The sequence below is a fragment of the Clostridium sp. AF34-10BH genome (genome assembly GCF_003478095.1).
GTDB lineage: Bacteria > Bacillota > Clostridia > Lachnospirales > Lachnospiraceae > Acetatifactor > Acetatifactor acetigignens.
On record NZ_QUEC01000021.1, the window covers coordinates 61,844 to 78,030 of the forward strand.

At 45.8% G+C, this 16,187-nt stretch carries 18 protein-coding genes, 1 pseudogene and 1 riboswitch; of the genes and pseudogenes, 1 reads left to right on the forward strand and 18 read right to left on the reverse strand.

The features are described from left to right. Positions 1 to 14: 14 nt before the first annotated feature. From DWZ61_RS13590 to DWZ61_RS13665, 18 genes and pseudogenes are all read right to left on the reverse strand, one after another. A complete protein-coding gene (locus DWZ61_RS13590; protein WP_118539122.1) occupies positions 15 to 788 on the reverse strand; it encodes an adenosylcobinamide-GDP ribazoletransferase in 774 nt (257 codons plus the stop codon). Continuing rightward, complete coding sequence (locus DWZ61_RS13595) at positions 761 to 1,345, reverse strand: bifunctional adenosylcobinamide kinase/adenosylcobinamide-phosphate guanylyltransferase (protein WP_118539124.1); 585 nt, start codon at positions 1,343 to 1,345, stop codon at positions 761 to 763. Before DWZ61_RS13595 ends, DWZ61_RS13590 begins: the two co-directional genes overlap by 28 nt. Before the next feature lie 102 nt (positions 1,346 to 1,447). Then, positions 1,448 to 2,536 carry a nicotinate-nucleotide--dimethylbenzimidazole phosphoribosyltransferase gene (gene cobT / locus DWZ61_RS13600; protein WP_118539126.1) on the reverse strand — a complete coding sequence of 363 codons (1,089 nt, stop codon included), beginning with the start codon at positions 2,534 to 2,536 and terminating at the stop codon, positions 1,448 to 1,450. Then, on the reverse strand, positions 2,505 to 4,085 hold the full coding sequence (locus DWZ61_RS13605) for a cobyric acid synthase (RefSeq protein WP_118539128.1): 1,581 nt from the start codon (positions 4,083 to 4,085) through the stop codon (positions 2,505 to 2,507). Before DWZ61_RS13605 ends, cobT begins: the two co-directional genes overlap by 32 nt. Positions 4,086 to 4,142: 57 nt before the next feature. Next, positions 4,143 to 5,282 (reverse strand): ABC transporter ATP-binding protein, encoded by a 1,140-nt coding sequence (locus DWZ61_RS13610; protein WP_118539130.1) that lies wholly within the window; start codon positions 5,280 to 5,282, stop codon positions 4,143 to 4,145. A 2-nt stretch (positions 5,283 to 5,284) separates the two neighbouring features. Then, a complete protein-coding gene (locus tag DWZ61_RS13615; RefSeq protein WP_118539132.1) occupies positions 5,285 to 6,301 on the reverse strand; it encodes an iron ABC transporter permease in 1,017 nt (338 codons plus the stop codon). Between the two features lie 93 nt (positions 6,302 to 6,394). Next, positions 6,395 to 7,558 carry an ABC transporter substrate-binding protein gene (locus DWZ61_RS13620; protein ID WP_118539148.1) on the reverse strand — a complete coding sequence of 388 codons (1,164 nt, stop codon included), beginning with the start codon at positions 7,556 to 7,558 and terminating at the stop codon, positions 6,395 to 6,397. 45 nt (positions 7,559 to 7,603) lie between these two features. After that, positions 7,604 to 8,518 (reverse strand): iron transporter, encoded by a 915-nt coding sequence (locus DWZ61_RS13625; protein ID WP_243026422.1) that lies wholly within the window; start codon positions 8,516 to 8,518, stop codon positions 7,604 to 7,606. Positions 8,519 to 8,587: 69 nt separating this feature from the next. Beyond that, positions 8,588 to 9,829, reverse strand: coding sequence for a sirohydrochlorin cobaltochelatase (locus DWZ61_RS13630; RefSeq protein WP_118539150.1), 1,242 nt, complete (start codon positions 9,827 to 9,829; stop codon positions 8,588 to 8,590). Between the two features lie 217 nt (positions 9,830 to 10,046). Next, positions 10,047 to 10,242, reverse strand: a riboswitch (cobalamin riboswitch). Between the two features lie 88 nt (positions 10,243 to 10,330). Next, the gene (locus DWZ61_RS13635) at positions 10,331 to 10,987 is read right to left on the reverse strand and encodes a TetR/AcrR family transcriptional regulator (protein WP_117465793.1); all 657 of its coding nucleotides are present in this window, start codon (positions 10,985 to 10,987) and stop codon (positions 10,331 to 10,333) included. 297 nt (positions 10,988 to 11,284) lie between these two features. Beyond that, positions 11,285 to 11,797 carry an SWIM zinc finger family protein gene (locus DWZ61_RS13640; RefSeq protein WP_118539134.1) on the reverse strand — a complete coding sequence of 171 codons (513 nt, stop codon included), beginning with the start codon at positions 11,795 to 11,797 and terminating at the stop codon, positions 11,285 to 11,287. A 97-nt stretch (positions 11,798 to 11,894) separates the two neighbouring features. Then, positions 11,895 to 12,062: a hypothetical protein gene (locus DWZ61_RS19510; RefSeq protein ID WP_172594776.1), complete on the reverse strand. Its 168-nt coding sequence runs from the start codon at positions 12,060 to 12,062 to the stop codon at positions 11,895 to 11,897. Positions 12,063 to 12,090: 28 nt separating this feature from the next. Next, the gene (locus DWZ61_RS19940) at positions 12,091 to 12,885 is read right to left on the reverse strand and encodes an ATP-binding protein (RefSeq protein ID WP_243026423.1); all 795 of its coding nucleotides are present in this window, start codon (positions 12,883 to 12,885) and stop codon (positions 12,091 to 12,093) included. Between the two features lie 324 nt (positions 12,886 to 13,209). Then, entirely contained in the window at positions 13,210 to 13,560 is a 351-nt protein-coding gene (locus DWZ61_RS20255; RefSeq protein WP_022154769.1) for an arsenate reductase family protein, read from the reverse strand. Positions 13,561 to 13,677: 117 nt separating this feature from the next. Then, a pseudogene (locus tag DWZ61_RS20260) lies at positions 13,678 to 14,271 on the reverse strand (RES family NAD+ phosphorylase); the annotation flags it as partial. A gap of 18 nt (positions 14,272 to 14,289) precedes the next feature. Next, positions 14,290 to 14,631 (reverse strand): hypothetical protein, encoded by a 342-nt coding sequence (locus tag DWZ61_RS13655; protein WP_118539136.1) that lies wholly within the window; start codon positions 14,629 to 14,631, stop codon positions 14,290 to 14,292. 41 nt (positions 14,632 to 14,672) lie between these two features. Next, a complete protein-coding gene (locus DWZ61_RS13660) occupies positions 14,673 to 15,284 on the reverse strand; it encodes a DUF6037 family protein (RefSeq protein ID WP_118539138.1) in 612 nt (203 codons plus the stop codon). A 22-nt stretch (positions 15,285 to 15,306) separates the two neighbouring features. Continuing rightward, complete coding sequence (locus DWZ61_RS13665; protein WP_118539140.1) at positions 15,307 to 15,507, reverse strand: hypothetical protein; 201 nt, start codon at positions 15,505 to 15,507, stop codon at positions 15,307 to 15,309. Positions 15,508 to 15,591: 84 nt separating this feature from the next. On the opposite strand from DWZ61_RS13665, the gene DWZ61_RS13670 reads away from it, so the two are divergent. Beyond that, a complete protein-coding gene (locus tag DWZ61_RS13670) occupies positions 15,592 to 16,008 on the forward strand; it encodes a hypothetical protein (protein ID WP_347475448.1) in 417 nt (138 codons plus the stop codon). Positions 16,009 to 16,187 lie beyond the last annotated feature (179 nt).

A 16,187-nucleotide genomic window follows, 5' to 3' on the forward strand; every position in this document is an offset into this window, starting at 1 on the left:
TCCGGCAATACATTTTACACTGTCAGCATCATATGTTCTGCGATTGCTGCCGCAACCACCACGCATCCTTCGCAAAACGTCACAAAATACCCCGCCGTATCTCCGGTGATGCCGCCGAACTCTTTTTTGCTGCGATAGTAATAATACGCAAAAGTAAGCAGGGCCGCTGCCACCGCGATTCCTCCCGTCACGAAAGATGTCCACATCATAAAGCCGATGCACAGGATTCCCTGTGCGTACAAAGCAGTTTTTACCACTCTTTTATGCGCCTTATCCGCGAACAGATACAGCGTCCCCTCCTGCTTTGCGGAAGGGAAACTCACCACTGCAACACCGCTCAGCACTCTGGACAGGAAGCTTCCGGCTCCCACCACGACCAGCGTCCGGCATTCCGTAATCTCCGAAAAGCCTCCCAGAAAAATCAGTCCATACAGAGCCAGCATGATCACCGCAAAGGCCCCGATATGAGAATCCTTCAGAATCTCCAGTTTCCGCTCTCTCGGCTGGTAGGAATGCAGGGCATCACAGGTATCTAAAAATCCATCCACATGAAAGCCCCCGGTGATCAGAATCGGTATCGCCGTTCCCACCACCGTATAGCACAAGGTTCCCACTCCGAACCGGGCACAGATCCATTTCCACAGATACCACAGGACACCGATCACCGCTCCCACCCAGGGGAAAAAGCAGAGTGCGTACCGCATATCCTCGTCCTTCCACTCAAACTGCGGCATCGGAATCTTGGAATACATGGAAAACGCTATGAAAAAAGATTTGATAATACGCATGCCTGTTTCCTTTCTATGCTGATCGGGTATGCCTTAATCCGCTGTGGGATCCCCGCCACGACTTCCACGACCTCGTCTGCCTCTGCGGCCAGCCTCTCGTTTACCCTTCCCAGCGCCTCAATATATTCTATAGTAGCACTGTCATAGGCAATGCCGTCTTCGAATACATTATTGGTCACGATAACCAGCGGATCCGCCTGTTTTCTTAAGACTTCAATGCCTTGCAGAATTTTTGCGATCACTGTCTCACGATCCACAGGCTGCTCCCTGGAAAACATTTCGTTGGCCGCAAGATTCGACATACATTCCAGCAATACTGCCGCCTCCGGCTCCATTTGGGAGGCAGCCTGCTCCAGTTCAGTAGGCTGTTCGATGGTAGTGAAACCTTTTCCCTGCCGCAGTCTGTGATGCCTGTCCACTTTGGCCTGCATTTCCTCATCCCAGATCTGCATAGTAGCGATATAATATTTTTTCTTATCACCGGCAGTCCGCAGCAGATAATCTTCCGCATAAGCGGATTTTCCGCTGCCGCTGCCCCCCAGGATCAATATCATCATGTTGCTTCTCCATCCGTTCCGTCTTTCAGCTGCGCCAATCGCAAGGTCGCGCTATCACGCTTTTGCGTCACTTCGTGACTACCCTTGCTCCTGGCGGAAATGTTAGCGCTTATATTGTTCCACTGCAATCTCCGAAAATGTAGCGCTCTGTCCGTAGATGCTCATTGCCATATCCAGCAGCGTGAACATCATGACTGCTCCGGTTCCTTCTCCCAGTGCCATTCCCGCATGGATCACTGGAGACAGCTGCAAAGCATCTGCCAGCTTCACTGCCGCCGGTTCTTTTCCAAGATGGGAAGGGATCAGATATTCCCGCACGCCGGGAAACAGCCGCTCCGCCACCAATGCTGCCGCCATGCTGATCACACCATCCAACACAATGGGTATATGCCACAACGCGCCGCCGATGCACATACCGGTAAGTCCTGCAATATCCAGCCCTCCGACTGTCTGCAATATCGTGAGGGCATCCGCATGCCACAGATCATATGTTTCCAATGCGGTGCGCACCACCTGTTGCTTCCGTGCCAGTCCCTGATCCGTCAGTCCCGCACCTCTGCCGGTGACTTCCCCTGCCTCGCACTGCAAAAGAGCTGCCGTCACCGCACTGCTGGTAGTCGTGTTGCCGATTCCCATTTCCCCAGTGGCAAGGATACCGTATCCTTTTTCCTTACACTCCCGTACCAGTTCGATTCCTGTGACAATGGCCCGGACAGTCTCTTCCTCCGTCATCGTCGGTTCTTTCAAAAAATTTCTTGTGCCGCGACGCACCTTACGATCCAGGACGCCGGGAATGGATTCCTCACTATTTATTCCGATATCCACAGGGATCGTCTCCGCGCCGATGCTCTGCGCCATCTTGCAGACGGAGGATCCTTTCCGTGCCATGGACTTTGCCACCGCCAACGTGACCTCCTGCCCCGTCTGGCTCACGCCTTCCTCCACGATTCCGTTGTCTGCACAGAAGATCAGCACACCTTTTTTCCGAAGGTCGATCTGTTCCGTTCCCAGTATAGCTCCGATCTGCGCCGTAATGGTTTCAAAGCTACCCATGCCGTCCAACGGTTTTGCCAGGGTATCCCAGTGTTTTTTCACAAGACTTCTCACCGCTTCCTCCGGTGCCGTGATCCGGATCTGCGCTAGTTCCTGTCTGGTATAGTTATGAAATATGGGCTTCTCTGAGCATTCCATAAATGTCCTCCATATACAGATATTCCCGCAGGGTATCCGCCAGTTGATCGTACTGTCTTTCCTTAATGATGCGGTAATCTTCCCAGACTCCGCCCTCCAAAATGATGCCTTTTTCCCGTGCCAGAGTCTGTATCATATGCCCGGCAATCTCGCCTTTGTCGAACAGGCCGTGGATGTAGGAACCGTAGATTCTGCCGGTGGAGTCAGCGATAACAGCTTGTGTGATTTCCGTGTTTCTCGTCGCATCGTCTGCACAGAAAGCGCTCCGATTGCTTTCTGCACTGTTTGCCGGTCTGGCTGCCTTGTCCACGGTACCCTTCGCATCGCTGCCATCCCCGTCACAATACACCGTCTGTCCCATATGGATCTCATACCCGGCAAACTTACATCCCGTAAGCCCGGAGAAAATACCCTCCACAGCATCCAGCTTTCCATCTGTCTGGCAGCGATGTTTCTCCTTCTGCAACACTGTCCGTACCGGAAGCAGTTCCATGCCGCGGATCCGTCCGCCTTCCTCCACGCTGTCCGGATCTGCGATCTCACAGCCTAACATCTGATAGCCTCCGCAGATCCCGAAAATGGGAACTTTTCCCGCAACACGTTTTACCGCTGCCTCCAGTCCGTTCTGCCGCATCCATTTCAGATCTCCCATGGTATTTTTACTGCCGGGGAGAAATATCAGATCCGGCGTTCCCAGCTCTCTCACATTTGTCACATACCGGACACTGACCTCCGGCATCTGCTCAAACACATCAAAATCCGTAAAATTTGAAATTCTGGGATAGTGGATCACCGCCAGATCGATCTTCCCCACATGTTTTGCATCAAAACGATCCGTCAGACTATCCTCATCTTCCAGCGTAAGTTCCATATAAGGTACAGTCCCCAGCACCGGCACCTGTCCCCGTTCTGTTAACATCTGAATGCCGGGATCTAAAATTGTGCTGTCTCCACGGAATTTGTTGATGATCAATCCCTTTACCCGCTCCCGCTCCTCTTCAGTCAGCAGCATCAGGGTTCCCAAAAGCTGTGCGAACACGCCGCCTCTGTCAATGTCTCCCACCAGAAGTACCGGTGCATCCACCATTGCCGCCATTCCCATATTTACGATGTCATTCTGTTTCAGGTTGATCTCCGCCGGACTTCCGGCGCCCTCGATGACAATAATATCCGCATAGGTCTCCAGCTTGCGGAATGCGGCCTTGATCTCCGGGATCAATTCCGTCTTGTGGGCAAAATAGTCTCTGGCGGACAGATTGCCCCGTACTTCCCCGTTCACAATGACCTGGGACCCGGTATGGCTGGTTGGCTTTAACAAAATGGGATTCATGCACACCAGCGGTTCGATCCCTGCGGCCTCTGCCTGCGTGACCTGTGCCCTGCCCATTTCCAGTCCTTCCTTGGTGATATAGGAATTGAGTGCCATATTCTGTGATTTAAAAGGGGCCACCCGGTAGCCGTCCTGCCGGAAAATCCGACAGAGACCCGCCACCAGCAGACTTTTCCCGGCACCGGACATGGTGCCCTGTATCATGATTACTTTTGCCATCGTTCTCTCCATCCCACAGATGTCATAGACATCCCGGGAATTTCGTTTCTCTGTTTTCTAACACCCGCTCTGTTGTTCCGGTCTTTCTAGCTTTTCTATCTGCTTCCCCAGCTGTTCTGCATACTCCAGAAGTTCTCTCTGAAAAGTCTCCAGACTGCCGAAATTCTCCCGGCAACAGATAACACGTTTGCACTTATCTATCGTTTTCTTTGCTACCTGTATTTTTTCCTGTGCCACCGGCTCAAAGGGATGCTCTGTGATCACCTCCGCCGCCAGTGCCTTCGCCACGGGATAATCCAGATCATTTTCATACAGGATTCCGGTAGCAAATGGAACTCCTGCTCTCTGCAAACGCCGATAATCTTTTCGTCCGCTTCCCGCTCCGGCGATCACGAATACCTGCGGTGTTCCTTCCGGTGCCGCCAGCTCCATATCGCTGCTGCCCTCATCATAGCTTCCCATCCGGATGCCATATAACTGTGTAATATACCCGGCTGTCATGACTTCCTCCGGCGTTCCGATCCGGTCCACCGCCCTGCCGTTCACACACAGGATTCTATCGGAGATCTTCTCCGCCAGTTCCAACTCATGCAAGGACAGGATCACCGTAAGTTCTCTCTCCCTGCACAGCTTTTGCAGGATCGATAAAAATTCCAGTTTATGCCGCACATCCAGGTAAGAAGTCGGCTCGTCCAAGATCAGAATTTCCGGCTCCTGGCAGATGGCTCTGGCCAGCATTACCCGCTGTCTCTGTCCGTCACTGATCCGGTCAAACATAAGATCCCTGAGTTCTGTCACCTTCACCAGTTCCATGGCGTTTTCCACCGCTTGGTGATCATCTTTCGACAGCACACCAAAACGTCCGGTATAAGGATACCTTCCGGTGGCCACCACATCCTCACAGGTCATCAGCTCGGCCCGCAGGCGTTTGGTCATCACCACTGCCATTTTTTTCGACAATTCTGCTCCGGTGAGTGACTTCATATCCTCTCCATCCAACCGCACCGTTCCTGCGATCAGGGACAGCTGCCTTGCAATACTTTTTAAGATCGTGGATTTGCCTGCACCGTTTGGACCCAGTAACGTCAGGATTTCCCCTTTTCGAAGCATAATCTCCACTTCTTCGATCAGAGGCTTTCCGTCGTAGCCCACGCTCATTTTTTCCGTTGTAATATAATAAGACTTCTGCGTTTCCATAGTTATCCACGCTCCTGTCTGTTTCGTGATATCATGATCCACAATACTACCGGTGCTCCGAAGATTGCCGTCACTGTGCTGATGCTAAGTTCCGTGGGTGCCATCCATTTCCTCGCCAGCAGATCACAGAACAGGCAGAATACACTGCCTCCCAGAAAACATGCCGGTATCATCAGTAACGGCTTTGTAGTGCCGAACAGTTTACGGATCAGCTGCGGCACAGCGATCCCCACAAAAGAGATCGGTCCGGCAAATGCCACGATACATGCCGAAAGCACGCTGGACAACACCACCAGAAGGATCCGCAGGGTCCGGATATTCACTCCAAGATTCTGCGCATAGGTTTCTCCCAGCTGGTAGGCTTCCAGCGGCTTGGCCAAAAGAATCACCAACAAAAAAGCCGCCGCCACCACGACGCTCATCACTTTCACATTATCCCAGGTCATTCCGGAAAAGCTTCCTCTGGACCAGTTGTGGAGGTTCACGATATCCGCGTCCTCCGCAAACGTCACCACCAGTTCCGTGATGGCGGAACAAATGTAGCCGATCATCACACCGCTGACCACCAACATGGACATACTGTCCACCTTTCGCGCCATGAGCAGCACGAAGCCCATGGACAGCATAGCACCCAGAAATGCCGCCAGGATCAGCAGTCCTGAGCTGACCCGGATCGTATTCCCCAGCAAAAATACCATCACCAGTGCCACTACCATCTTCGCCCCGGAAGAAATTCCCAGTACAAAAGGGCCGGCTATGGGATTGTGGAAAAATGTCTGAAGCAGATACCCTGCCAGTGCCAGTGCTCCACCCAGAATTGCTGCCGCCAGTGTCCGGGGAAAACGGATCTCCCACAGGATCTTTGCGTTCATGCCTTCCTGTGCTCTCCCTGTGGTTAAAATTTCTGCCAGTGGAATTTTCACCGTTCCGATTCCTATATTACAAAGCAGCAGCACGAGAATGCCTGCCATCAATAGAACAAACGCTATGAGATATCTGATTTTCCTGCGCTGCTGCATGTTTTTCTCCTTCTTTTCCTATTCGTATTCCAATCGTATTCTAATCTCATTCTAACGCTCTTATACTTACGCTGTGTTTCTAAGTCCTCCATCTTACTGTAAGAGAAACAGATAACGCAGCTTAGCAGTATCATCGTCCGTCAACACCGTATGCATGTCCTGCAATAAATACCCGATTGCCATGGACTGCTGGTACATATCATTGGTGGTGCAATAGACCTGCCCCTCCTGTACCGCTTTGAAATCTTTCAAAATATTGCATTTGTCGATCAGCTCATCCACCGTGGTCACGCCTCCGTCAATGGAACTGTTGTAGATCAGGATATCTGCGTCTTTCGCTCCGGCATAAAAATCCTCGACCTGCATATTCAGCGTGGAGCGTCCGCTTCCGCTGTCTTCCAGATTCTCAAAAATATATCTTCCCCCTGCCAGCTCGATCAGCTTCGGAATATAATCCGTGCTCTGTCTCACCTGGATCAGTCCGTTGGAAGTCACATAGAAAAACGCTATGGTCCTCCCTGTTTTTTCCCCGCTTTCTACCTCTTCCAGAATTTCTGTCTGCTCCGCAAAGGCTTCTTCCGCCTTCGCTTCCTTTCCGGTCAGAGCTCCGAAAAATTTGACCCATTCCACTTTTCCCAAAGGATGCTGTTCATAGCTGGAATATTCGATCATCACCGGAATGTCAAAGCTTTGAAGCATTTCCACCACCTCCGGCGAATGCGTGATCATCCGGTTCTCGATCGCCAGATCACAGCCTTCAGACACCAGTAATTCATAATCCGGTTTACTGTATTTTCCGGCATAGATCATGTCCCCTGCCGCCATGGCATCCTGTGCTTTCTGGATGTACCAGTTCTCCTGCTTCTGCCCGGAAAAACGGATCTGGTCCACAGCGCCCAGCGAGGCGAACATGTCCATCACGCCGGATGCCACCAGATATATATTTTGAAGTGGTTCCTGCAAGATACTGACGTCCTCATCCAGTCCCTGTGGTACCGGCTGTCCCTCCGGCACTAACAGATACCGCTGACTGTCGGGAAGAGTTGTCAGCATCTTATAACCATCTTCGTAATAGTCCACTGTAAAATTTTCCGCATATTGCAGCTCCATGCTGCCTGTTTTTACTAATTCTGTCTGCGAAGACATCTCCACAGAAGCAGAAGAAGGACTGCCGCAGCCACTTAGCCCCAGCAGTCCCATAAGAAGCAGAACATAGATCCATTTTCTTCTATTTCTTCCTGACCTCAAAATTTTCATGCCTTTCATAGCCTGCAATGTTTGAGCCGCAGGCACCAATGTGTATTACTTGCCGCTCTCTGCACTCTCAAGTGTCTCAGAGTGGAAAGTTACGGTGTATTCCACCTCATGAGGTGTACTCATTGCCACGGTATCACCGATCATGGTAAGGGGTGCATCCAGTGCTTCCACCGGCACTTCAAATACGGAATTGCCTTCCGTATTTACCGGCAGATATTTTTCACCGTTTACCAGCATATAATCATAGTTCGGGCTGCTCCATTCCAAAGTCGCCGTTGCCGCTCCGTCAGCTATCGCAAGCTGTGCGGGGGACTGGATACTTGCTCTGCCGCTTCCGCCCTCCATGGTCAGTTCGATGGTGTAGCTACCGTCTTCTACAGCGCTCAGATCAAAAGTGTCTGCGGCACCCTCTGCCACCGGATCAGATACCTTTACTTTATGGTCATACCATTTTCCCTTGGTACCGATCAGTGCCAGATCGAATTCCTCTCCGATCACGGGTACAGGGACATCGAAGCCGTAGACTTCTTCCGTCATTCCGTCACTGTAAGTCACGGTATCCGTGGTGGGCTCAAGCAGCACTGCGCCATCTTTGGCTGCATCTTCCGCCAGACCCGGATAGAGATTCAGGATCTTCTTGGAGCCTAAGGAAATGTGAATGGTCATAACGCCATCCTTTACCGTCAGTGTTCCCTTGCCGTCACAGGCTTCACTGACATGGAACATGGAGCTGTCCGTGGAAAATTCAGCGGTGTAGACACCATCAGGAAGCTGTGCTTCGTTCTGTGCAGTCTCTGTGCTGACAGTTTCCGCCGTTTCCGTGCTCTCTGTCGGTGTTACGGTGCTTTCCTGTGCGGCAACCGTGCTTTCTGCAGATGTCGCATCCGCTGCCTGACCTGCTCCACAGCCGCCAAGCAGCAGACAGGCACTCAGTCCGCCCACGATTATGATTTTATTCATTAATGTCTTTGCTTTCATTACTTATTTTAATCCTTATTTTATTCCTGATTTTAATTCCTATTTTAATTCTTATTTCTCAGCCATTGCTGCTGCGGTATGTGCTACATACAGATCCTGGATAGCCTTGATCCCGCCGAGGCCTGAGATCTGGGTATCCACACTGTCGAACTTTCCGGAAGCGTTGAACTGGCTTAACCAGGAATCCTCATCCTCGCCTGCCATATCATTGTTGGCATGATCACCTGCTACTACCATCAAAGGACGAAGAACCACTTTGGTGTAACCTGCTTCTGCAACAGCCTTGATGACTTCTTCACAGGCGGTCTCTTCCGGCTCACCTTCTACGGTTCCGATAAATACATTTTCATATCCCAGTTCATCCATCTGTGTCTGCATCTGGCTGTAAGATACCTTTGCAGTGTGGGAGGTTCCATGACCCATGAATACGAATGCCACGCCATCTTCCTTTGCAGCGTCCAGACTGTCATAGCCTGCAGTCTTTACTGCTTCTGCGGTCAGTTCTTCTGCAACAGCCTTCTTGTCATCATTTACTACGGCAGCATCAGAGCCTACCTCACCTAACAGGGGCTCAGCAACTTTTACAGATGCAAACTGATCCTTATACGCTTCTACAGCTTCCATCAGCTCGTCATACTCTGCGCCATGCATCAGATGCGTGGGCTGTACTACCAGGTTCTTAACACCGTTTGCCACAGCGCGGTCCAGTGCCTGATCCATATTGTCGATATGCTCGTCATCTCTTGCCTGTATATGATTGATGATGATCTGTGCGGTAAATGCTCTTCTTACAGACCAGTCGGGATTGGCTGCTGCAATCGCATCCTCGATACCCTTGATATCTGCCACACGGCTGTCGTTAAAGGAAGTGCCGAAGCTTACTACCAGAATCTCGTTCTCACCGATCTCATCCTGATTGCGGGGATCATCCTTGGAAGCATCTCCGGTATCTCTGCCGAAATAATCGGGATCTGCATTTTCTCCCTCTACCAGTTCCTTCTGTGCGTCGGTCAGTGCATCCCATGCTGCCTTGGCATCTGCACACTGCTTATCGGTATTCTCAGTTCTCTCCTGCACATAGATGGCATCGATCAATGCTGCCACTTCATCGGCTGCTGCTTGATCTGCATCTTCGGTGCTTTCGGTAGCTGCTGTTTCCGCTGCCTGGGTGGTCTGCGCCTCAGTGCCTGCCTGTACAGTGCTCTCTGCTACTTCCTGCGTGCTGCCACATCCGGTGATGCATACAGCGCCCAGTACGGTTGCCAGTACTACTGCTACGATTCTTTTTTTCATGTTTCCTCCTCTGACAGTTTTTCTGTCTCTTTTGATTTTGGGGTTTGCCCCGGTGTTCTTAAATATGTAAGTCAGAAACATGTTTTTCGCAACAAAAACAAAAACCCTTTCCTGTATCAGGTAAAGGGTTTGTACACATAAGAAACGAATGCAAAAAAGATTCTGTCCCTTCTGCATTCCACACGTACAACCAGTTACTCGTGGCTTTGAAACAAATGTTTCTGTACAGCATTCAGGCAGGTCTCCCGGCTTGAAGATCATTGCATCCGCCATCTTCCCGGTCTCCCAGTGATCTATCGGCTTCAGCTCCCTAATTACGGTGACGAGTTCGTGCAGGACTTACACCTGCTTCCCTTTTCACCGGAGCCAGCTACTTACGTGACTGCTCCGGCACCTGAATACTCCATATTCAATTGTGGCTACTATATCACAGATTTTCTGAAATTGCAATGTCAATCAGTCATCTGTTCCACCGGCTGTCGGGATCAGTATACCTGAAAATTAGAGATTGGCGTCATTCCGGGCATAATTCAAGATCATTTCCTTTAAAAGCAGCAGATCACCTGTATAATCCTTGTTGTCCGTTGCTCCCCAGATAAAACCACCTGCGTAATGGGTACACGCTGCCATCATGGTATGCACCGTCACACGCATGAACTGTTCCTCCGGAATATCCGTGCGGAAGGTCTTGTCCTCTTTTGCCTTCGCATACATCATATGAAGTCTTGTGTTGACGGAATTCAGGGATGCGTGGAAATTCGCCAGTTCCTCCTGCCGCACCGTCTGGTGTGTTATATAATTGTTGAAGTTGTCATTATACTGCAGCAGATCCTTATGGTTCTGATACATGCCGATATAACTGTCCAGCGTAAAAATAAATCTTCCGATGGCCGGAATATCGTGTATCGAAGAGATTGGTCTTGCCTCATCCAGCTTGTCCAGATAAGCCTTCCATTTCGATGCGCAGACCGCAATAGCCAGCTCCGTCTTATTGTTGTAACAGCGGAACAATGTGGCACGTCCCACACCGGCTTCTTTTGCGACCTCATCCATGCTGACCGCTTCGATTTTCTTTTCCACAAAAAGCCGGAACGCCGTATCGATGATCCGCTGGTTGCGCCCTTGCTCTTTATCCATCTGTTTCTCAGATTTTCCCATTTTTCTCTTCCTTTTTCATACATTCTTACTGTTCATTTTATGGTAAAAGGCTGTGACTGTCAACGACTGTAAAAAGCTAATGTAAAAGTGCCTTGCAGATTCCTACGAATTTTCTTGTATTTAAAACGCCAATATCGGCGAAAAAAATACAAAAGCAGGTAATTTTGTATTATAAAAATGCTTTATTTTCGCCAAATACGCAAATAAAAGAAATTTCGTACAAAAATTCCTGATTTCGGAACTTTTTTGTACGGAATCCAATGTTTTTATACTATTTACACCAAACTGACTTATCAGTTACTTCTTCTGTCGTGTCAGGAGCGTAACTGCTTCGCAGTGGCTCGTTGGTAAAGCCGAGGTGATATGGGGATTCCCGTACTTTTCTTTCAACCTATATTCATCCAGTTCAGTCATCAGTTCCACATATGCTTCTCTCAGTTCTCTCGGAGACATAGTTCTGGCAAATCCCATATACTTTTCATATTTCTTTGCTCTGCGTTCCTCTTCCTCTGATGCATATATTGTCTTTTCATTTTTAAAGCGATCTGCCTCAGACTCATCAAGACAAAGTGAAACAGCTACAATATGTTTGCATATGATTTTCTTTCCATTTGCCAAAGGACAATCGCAGGTGGACTTTCGCGGATGCTCCATATCAACATGAACATGATAATTTCCATCTCCACTACCTGCTACTATACCTTCGCAGCTTCCATCTTCATTAACAGTATACGAAAGAACTTTATTCTGTTTATAATATTCCATACCACGCCATACAGACTTACTACTGGCAATATCAATCACTCCCATAAAGTGCCTCCGTAAATTATTCTTTCTGTATCGGTCACCCTATCAGTCACCCCAACGGTCACCTTCTTTGTTTTATGAACAACTCTCACGATTTATACTAATTATCATCAGCTAAGCGATATCTTCTATTATTTGTTGTGCCTTCATATTCAAGCCCTGACATTTCTTTCAGTATAGCTCTTGTACGGGCAGGGCTTAATCCAATAGCTTGTGCGATATCCGTTGTCTTAGACAATCCATTTTCCTTCAAATACTTTCTAATCAACTGATAATTCTCTTCTGTTTTTCTATGTTTATTTGGTTCGCTTGTTTTGTTCGCTTGTTTTGTTCGCTTGTTTCTTAAATTCAAGCGATAAACGAGTCCTGTCAGGATTATAACTTTCTTCCACCACAGGCATTGGCCAACCTTCATTCTCCCAAACTTGATAAATATCTGGAATACCACTGCCAGCTCTTTCACCAATACCAATCATATTAAACATCTTCATTAGTGTTTTATTTCTAGGATCTGAAATACCACCACGAAGCATCTGCTTTTTACCAGTGCGAATGCTACCAGGATTCTCGATAACCAACTTGTCATCTTCCTTCTTAATCACTACACCGCAAGGCAAGAAATAATCTGTATTAACCAAACAATTAACTAAAGCCTCTCGAACTGCCTTATGAACTGGAGTATCATCCACCCTCGTAATACCTTCAAGCTTAAAAGGCTTCTTAATATCCTTTGAAATTTTGCTATTTACTCTAAAGAAGAAATCAAATACATTACCGCTCCAATCACCGGAGCTAGACTGCAAGCGATCTGTCCAACGTATTGTTTGGTCCAGCATCTCTCTATAATCTAGGAAATACTCTGGAAATTCTCTTACGATATGATATTCTTCACCGAACATAAGCAACCCAGCTGTAGTAGGATGTAATTTACCATCCTCACCAAATCCTGCTGCATCTATTCTCTCTAAATACTCATCATCTGGTAAATTATTAAATACGTGCTCTGGACGATAGCTCTTATGATGATTTCTGAATCCCTTCAAGGACTCTGTATCAATTGCAGAAATATCAAACTGTTCTACAATCTTCATATCCTCTGTCTCATCCGCAGCATCACGGAGCATACCTTTAATTTCTGCCTTTGAGCAATGATAGTCGCCTTCCCAATCTCTACGATAGCAGCCACCAAATAAATCGTTATTAATATAAACAGACTTCTGATCACGTTTAGCTCTTGGTACATAAAAATGAGGAATACGACTCCCATAATGCTATAGGCAATCCACCTTCTGCCTTTTTCACTTCTCGGCAGTTATCTTCTTTATATTTATCAAAGTTCGATAAATCAAACAAATCTGACATATGAGATTCTCAGCTCCTTTCCTCCATATACATAAACGAATTCTCAAAAATTATCAATTCAATTTTTCAGCCCATTCTGCTTCCTTGAAGCCAACAAGCACAGTATCTCCATTTACAACAAGTGGACGCTTTACCAACATTCCATTTGTAGCAAGTAACTGAATCTGTTCCTCTTCACTCATTGTAGGCAGCTTGTCCTTAAGCTGCATTTCTTTATAAAGAAGCCCGCTAGTATTAAAGAACTTCTTAAGGGTCAGTCCACTCTTCCCGTACCATTCCTTTAATTCGTCATAAGTAGGATTCACCTCTACAATATGGCGCTCAGTATATTTTATATTATGCTCATCCAGCCATTTTTTAGCCTTTTGACAGGTTGAACATTTGGGGTAACATATAAATAACATTTGTGGTTGCTCCTTATCTTCATTTTCCATTGGCATAACTTGGCTAATATCTATATCTAGTGTATTAACAGTATACACTTTTGAACCTGTAATATCATAAACTCTTGTTTTCGCATTAACATCAAAAAGCAACACATTTGTACCAGTTGCTGATACTGCACTTTTAAACTTAATTCCATCAAAACCAAGTCTTTTAATATATTCACAGAGAAATTGTGTCGGTGCATACTCTATTTGATCTCCAAAATTAGGCTTAGAAAACTCTTCAGAAATTCTATGTAAGTCCGCAACTATAGAATACTCATCCTCCTTTATTTTTTCGGGCGAATATGTAAAATCAAATATCTTAGCATCTCTGATGATTTCTATAGTGGCTATGTTATACATTTTCTGCATCTGTGGCCGCATTTCCAATATTGCCGTTTTAATATCTTTTGCAGTATATAAATAGCTTATTCCTTTTGGATTAGCTCTCCCCTCTTTTGCATAGGCATTCGGCGGAGCATCAGAATTACTTTTATCAAAACCATAGAAGTCCTTTTTATTATTCAACAGATTATCTATTTTTTCTGTAATTCTTCTCCTCTTTTCCTCATCACCACATAGGTAAATGGACGCAATATTCATTGCTGATTCATTAAAAATGTCAGTAGCATCAAATTCTAAATTAGAAAACTCATCCTTCATTATCTCAGAAAGAGTTATTACCATATCATTTTTAAGGAAATCTTATTCGGTATAATCTCGTGCACGATACAAAATATCACCTTTTGATATAGTACACGTTGCTTTTTCTGCGATATCAGATATCTTTTTTAGCAATTCACTTTCTGGAAAAAATCTGTTTTTTGTCTTTACTTCTTCTGCAAAACTTTCCCATAACTTTTGTGTATTGTAATCAATATACATCAATAGGATAAACAGCATAATAACCCAATACGTTGTTTCATCATCAGAATCCTTAAACGCTTCGATATTTTTATATTTGGATGCAAATTCTATCATTTCTTCTTTCGTAGCAGATGCTTGTTCACTTATTGAATCATTTTTTGTTTTATTAATACTTTTCATTTTAAGCTGGTCTCCTACAATCCGAATTAGACTATCAATTACTATCGTGATGAAAAATTTTTTAATATTGTTTCATCATCATTTTCCATTCTTTCATCGGAATAATAACAAAAACTGATACTCTCATCGTTACTAAAATAGGTATATAAGGATGGTCTTAACAGTTTGGTTTTATCAGCATTAAATTCGCTTCTATGCCCATTATTAGGATTTCTTCGAACTTTATTACAATATATTTTACTTGGATCCTCCGAATCACTCTTACTCAAGGATTGTATCATTGCATTTTTTTCTATTTCAGATACATTGCTGGGAATACTTGTAGGAATAAAAGTTCCTAGCCTTTCTATAAATTCTTGAAGGATATCTCCTAAATTTTCATTATACTCTATTTCAAAATATTCTCTTAATTGCCTTGCATCTATTAATATACCAGAACTATTGGCTTCAACTTGTAAATCATCATCAAGGTTTTTAGATTTGATGAAATGCAATTTAACCAAAGCATATTTATTTACCCGTTTTTCTGTTCCTACAAATCTTTTCACAAGCACAATATACTCAATTCGCTTATATGTAAAAATGAAGCTACAGATGGTCCAACCATTCTTAATCATATCTTCTTTTAACAATTTCAAATTTTCTAACTTCATATTTTTCTACCCTTCAGATATTTTATTCAATTGCTTTTTTAGGTATTAACGGCATTTCCATTATTGCAGAATTGTTTTGTGCATCAGCTACTACTTCATCCGCACTATTATGTTTACGCAGCCACAATTCTTCTTCAAGCTTTAATTTATCCAGCAAGTATTCATGTCGCTTTGAAAACTCATCAAATATTTCACTCCATTTTAAAACATATATTTTTGTCATACCATTGTCTATACAATATACTAAATGTTCTTCCCCATGGCTTTTATTGTTATCTAACTCGCCCTCAACATATCCACTAAGGCAATGGTGATTACCGCTTCTCGTCAGAGTGCAGTAAAGTATCGTCAGGCATTTGAAGATTACATTGCGAAGAAAGGATACGAGGGCATTCATGCATTGGTGGCTTTCTCTGGAAAAGTAAAGCTTCCGGATGATGAGCAGGAGTATACAGAAAGCTCTTTGAATGGATTTCCGGAGGATCGACTTACAAAGGAATTTGATACGGATAAATATCAGGTTCTCCTGGTAGCAAATAAATATCAGACCGGATTTGACCAGCCGAAACTCTGTGCCATGTATGTTCTGAAAAAGCTGAAAGGTGTTAATGCGGTACAGACATTGTCCCGGTTAAACCGTATTTGTGCACCTTATGATAAAAAGACGTTCGTGCTGGATTTTGTAAATAGCTATGAAGACATCAACTATTGGATGTCCTTGTGAGCAAATCACAGGGACTTTTTTATTTTGATGCAGAATTTTCTCTGGTATACAAATCAGACCAAACCCCAATAAACCTTAATAAAGTATATCACAATCCACACTTCTTTTCAATTGCACGCAACGTTTGTTCGGGTAAATTTACTGTAGGAAATTAATAGACAGAGCATCCTTGAGATATG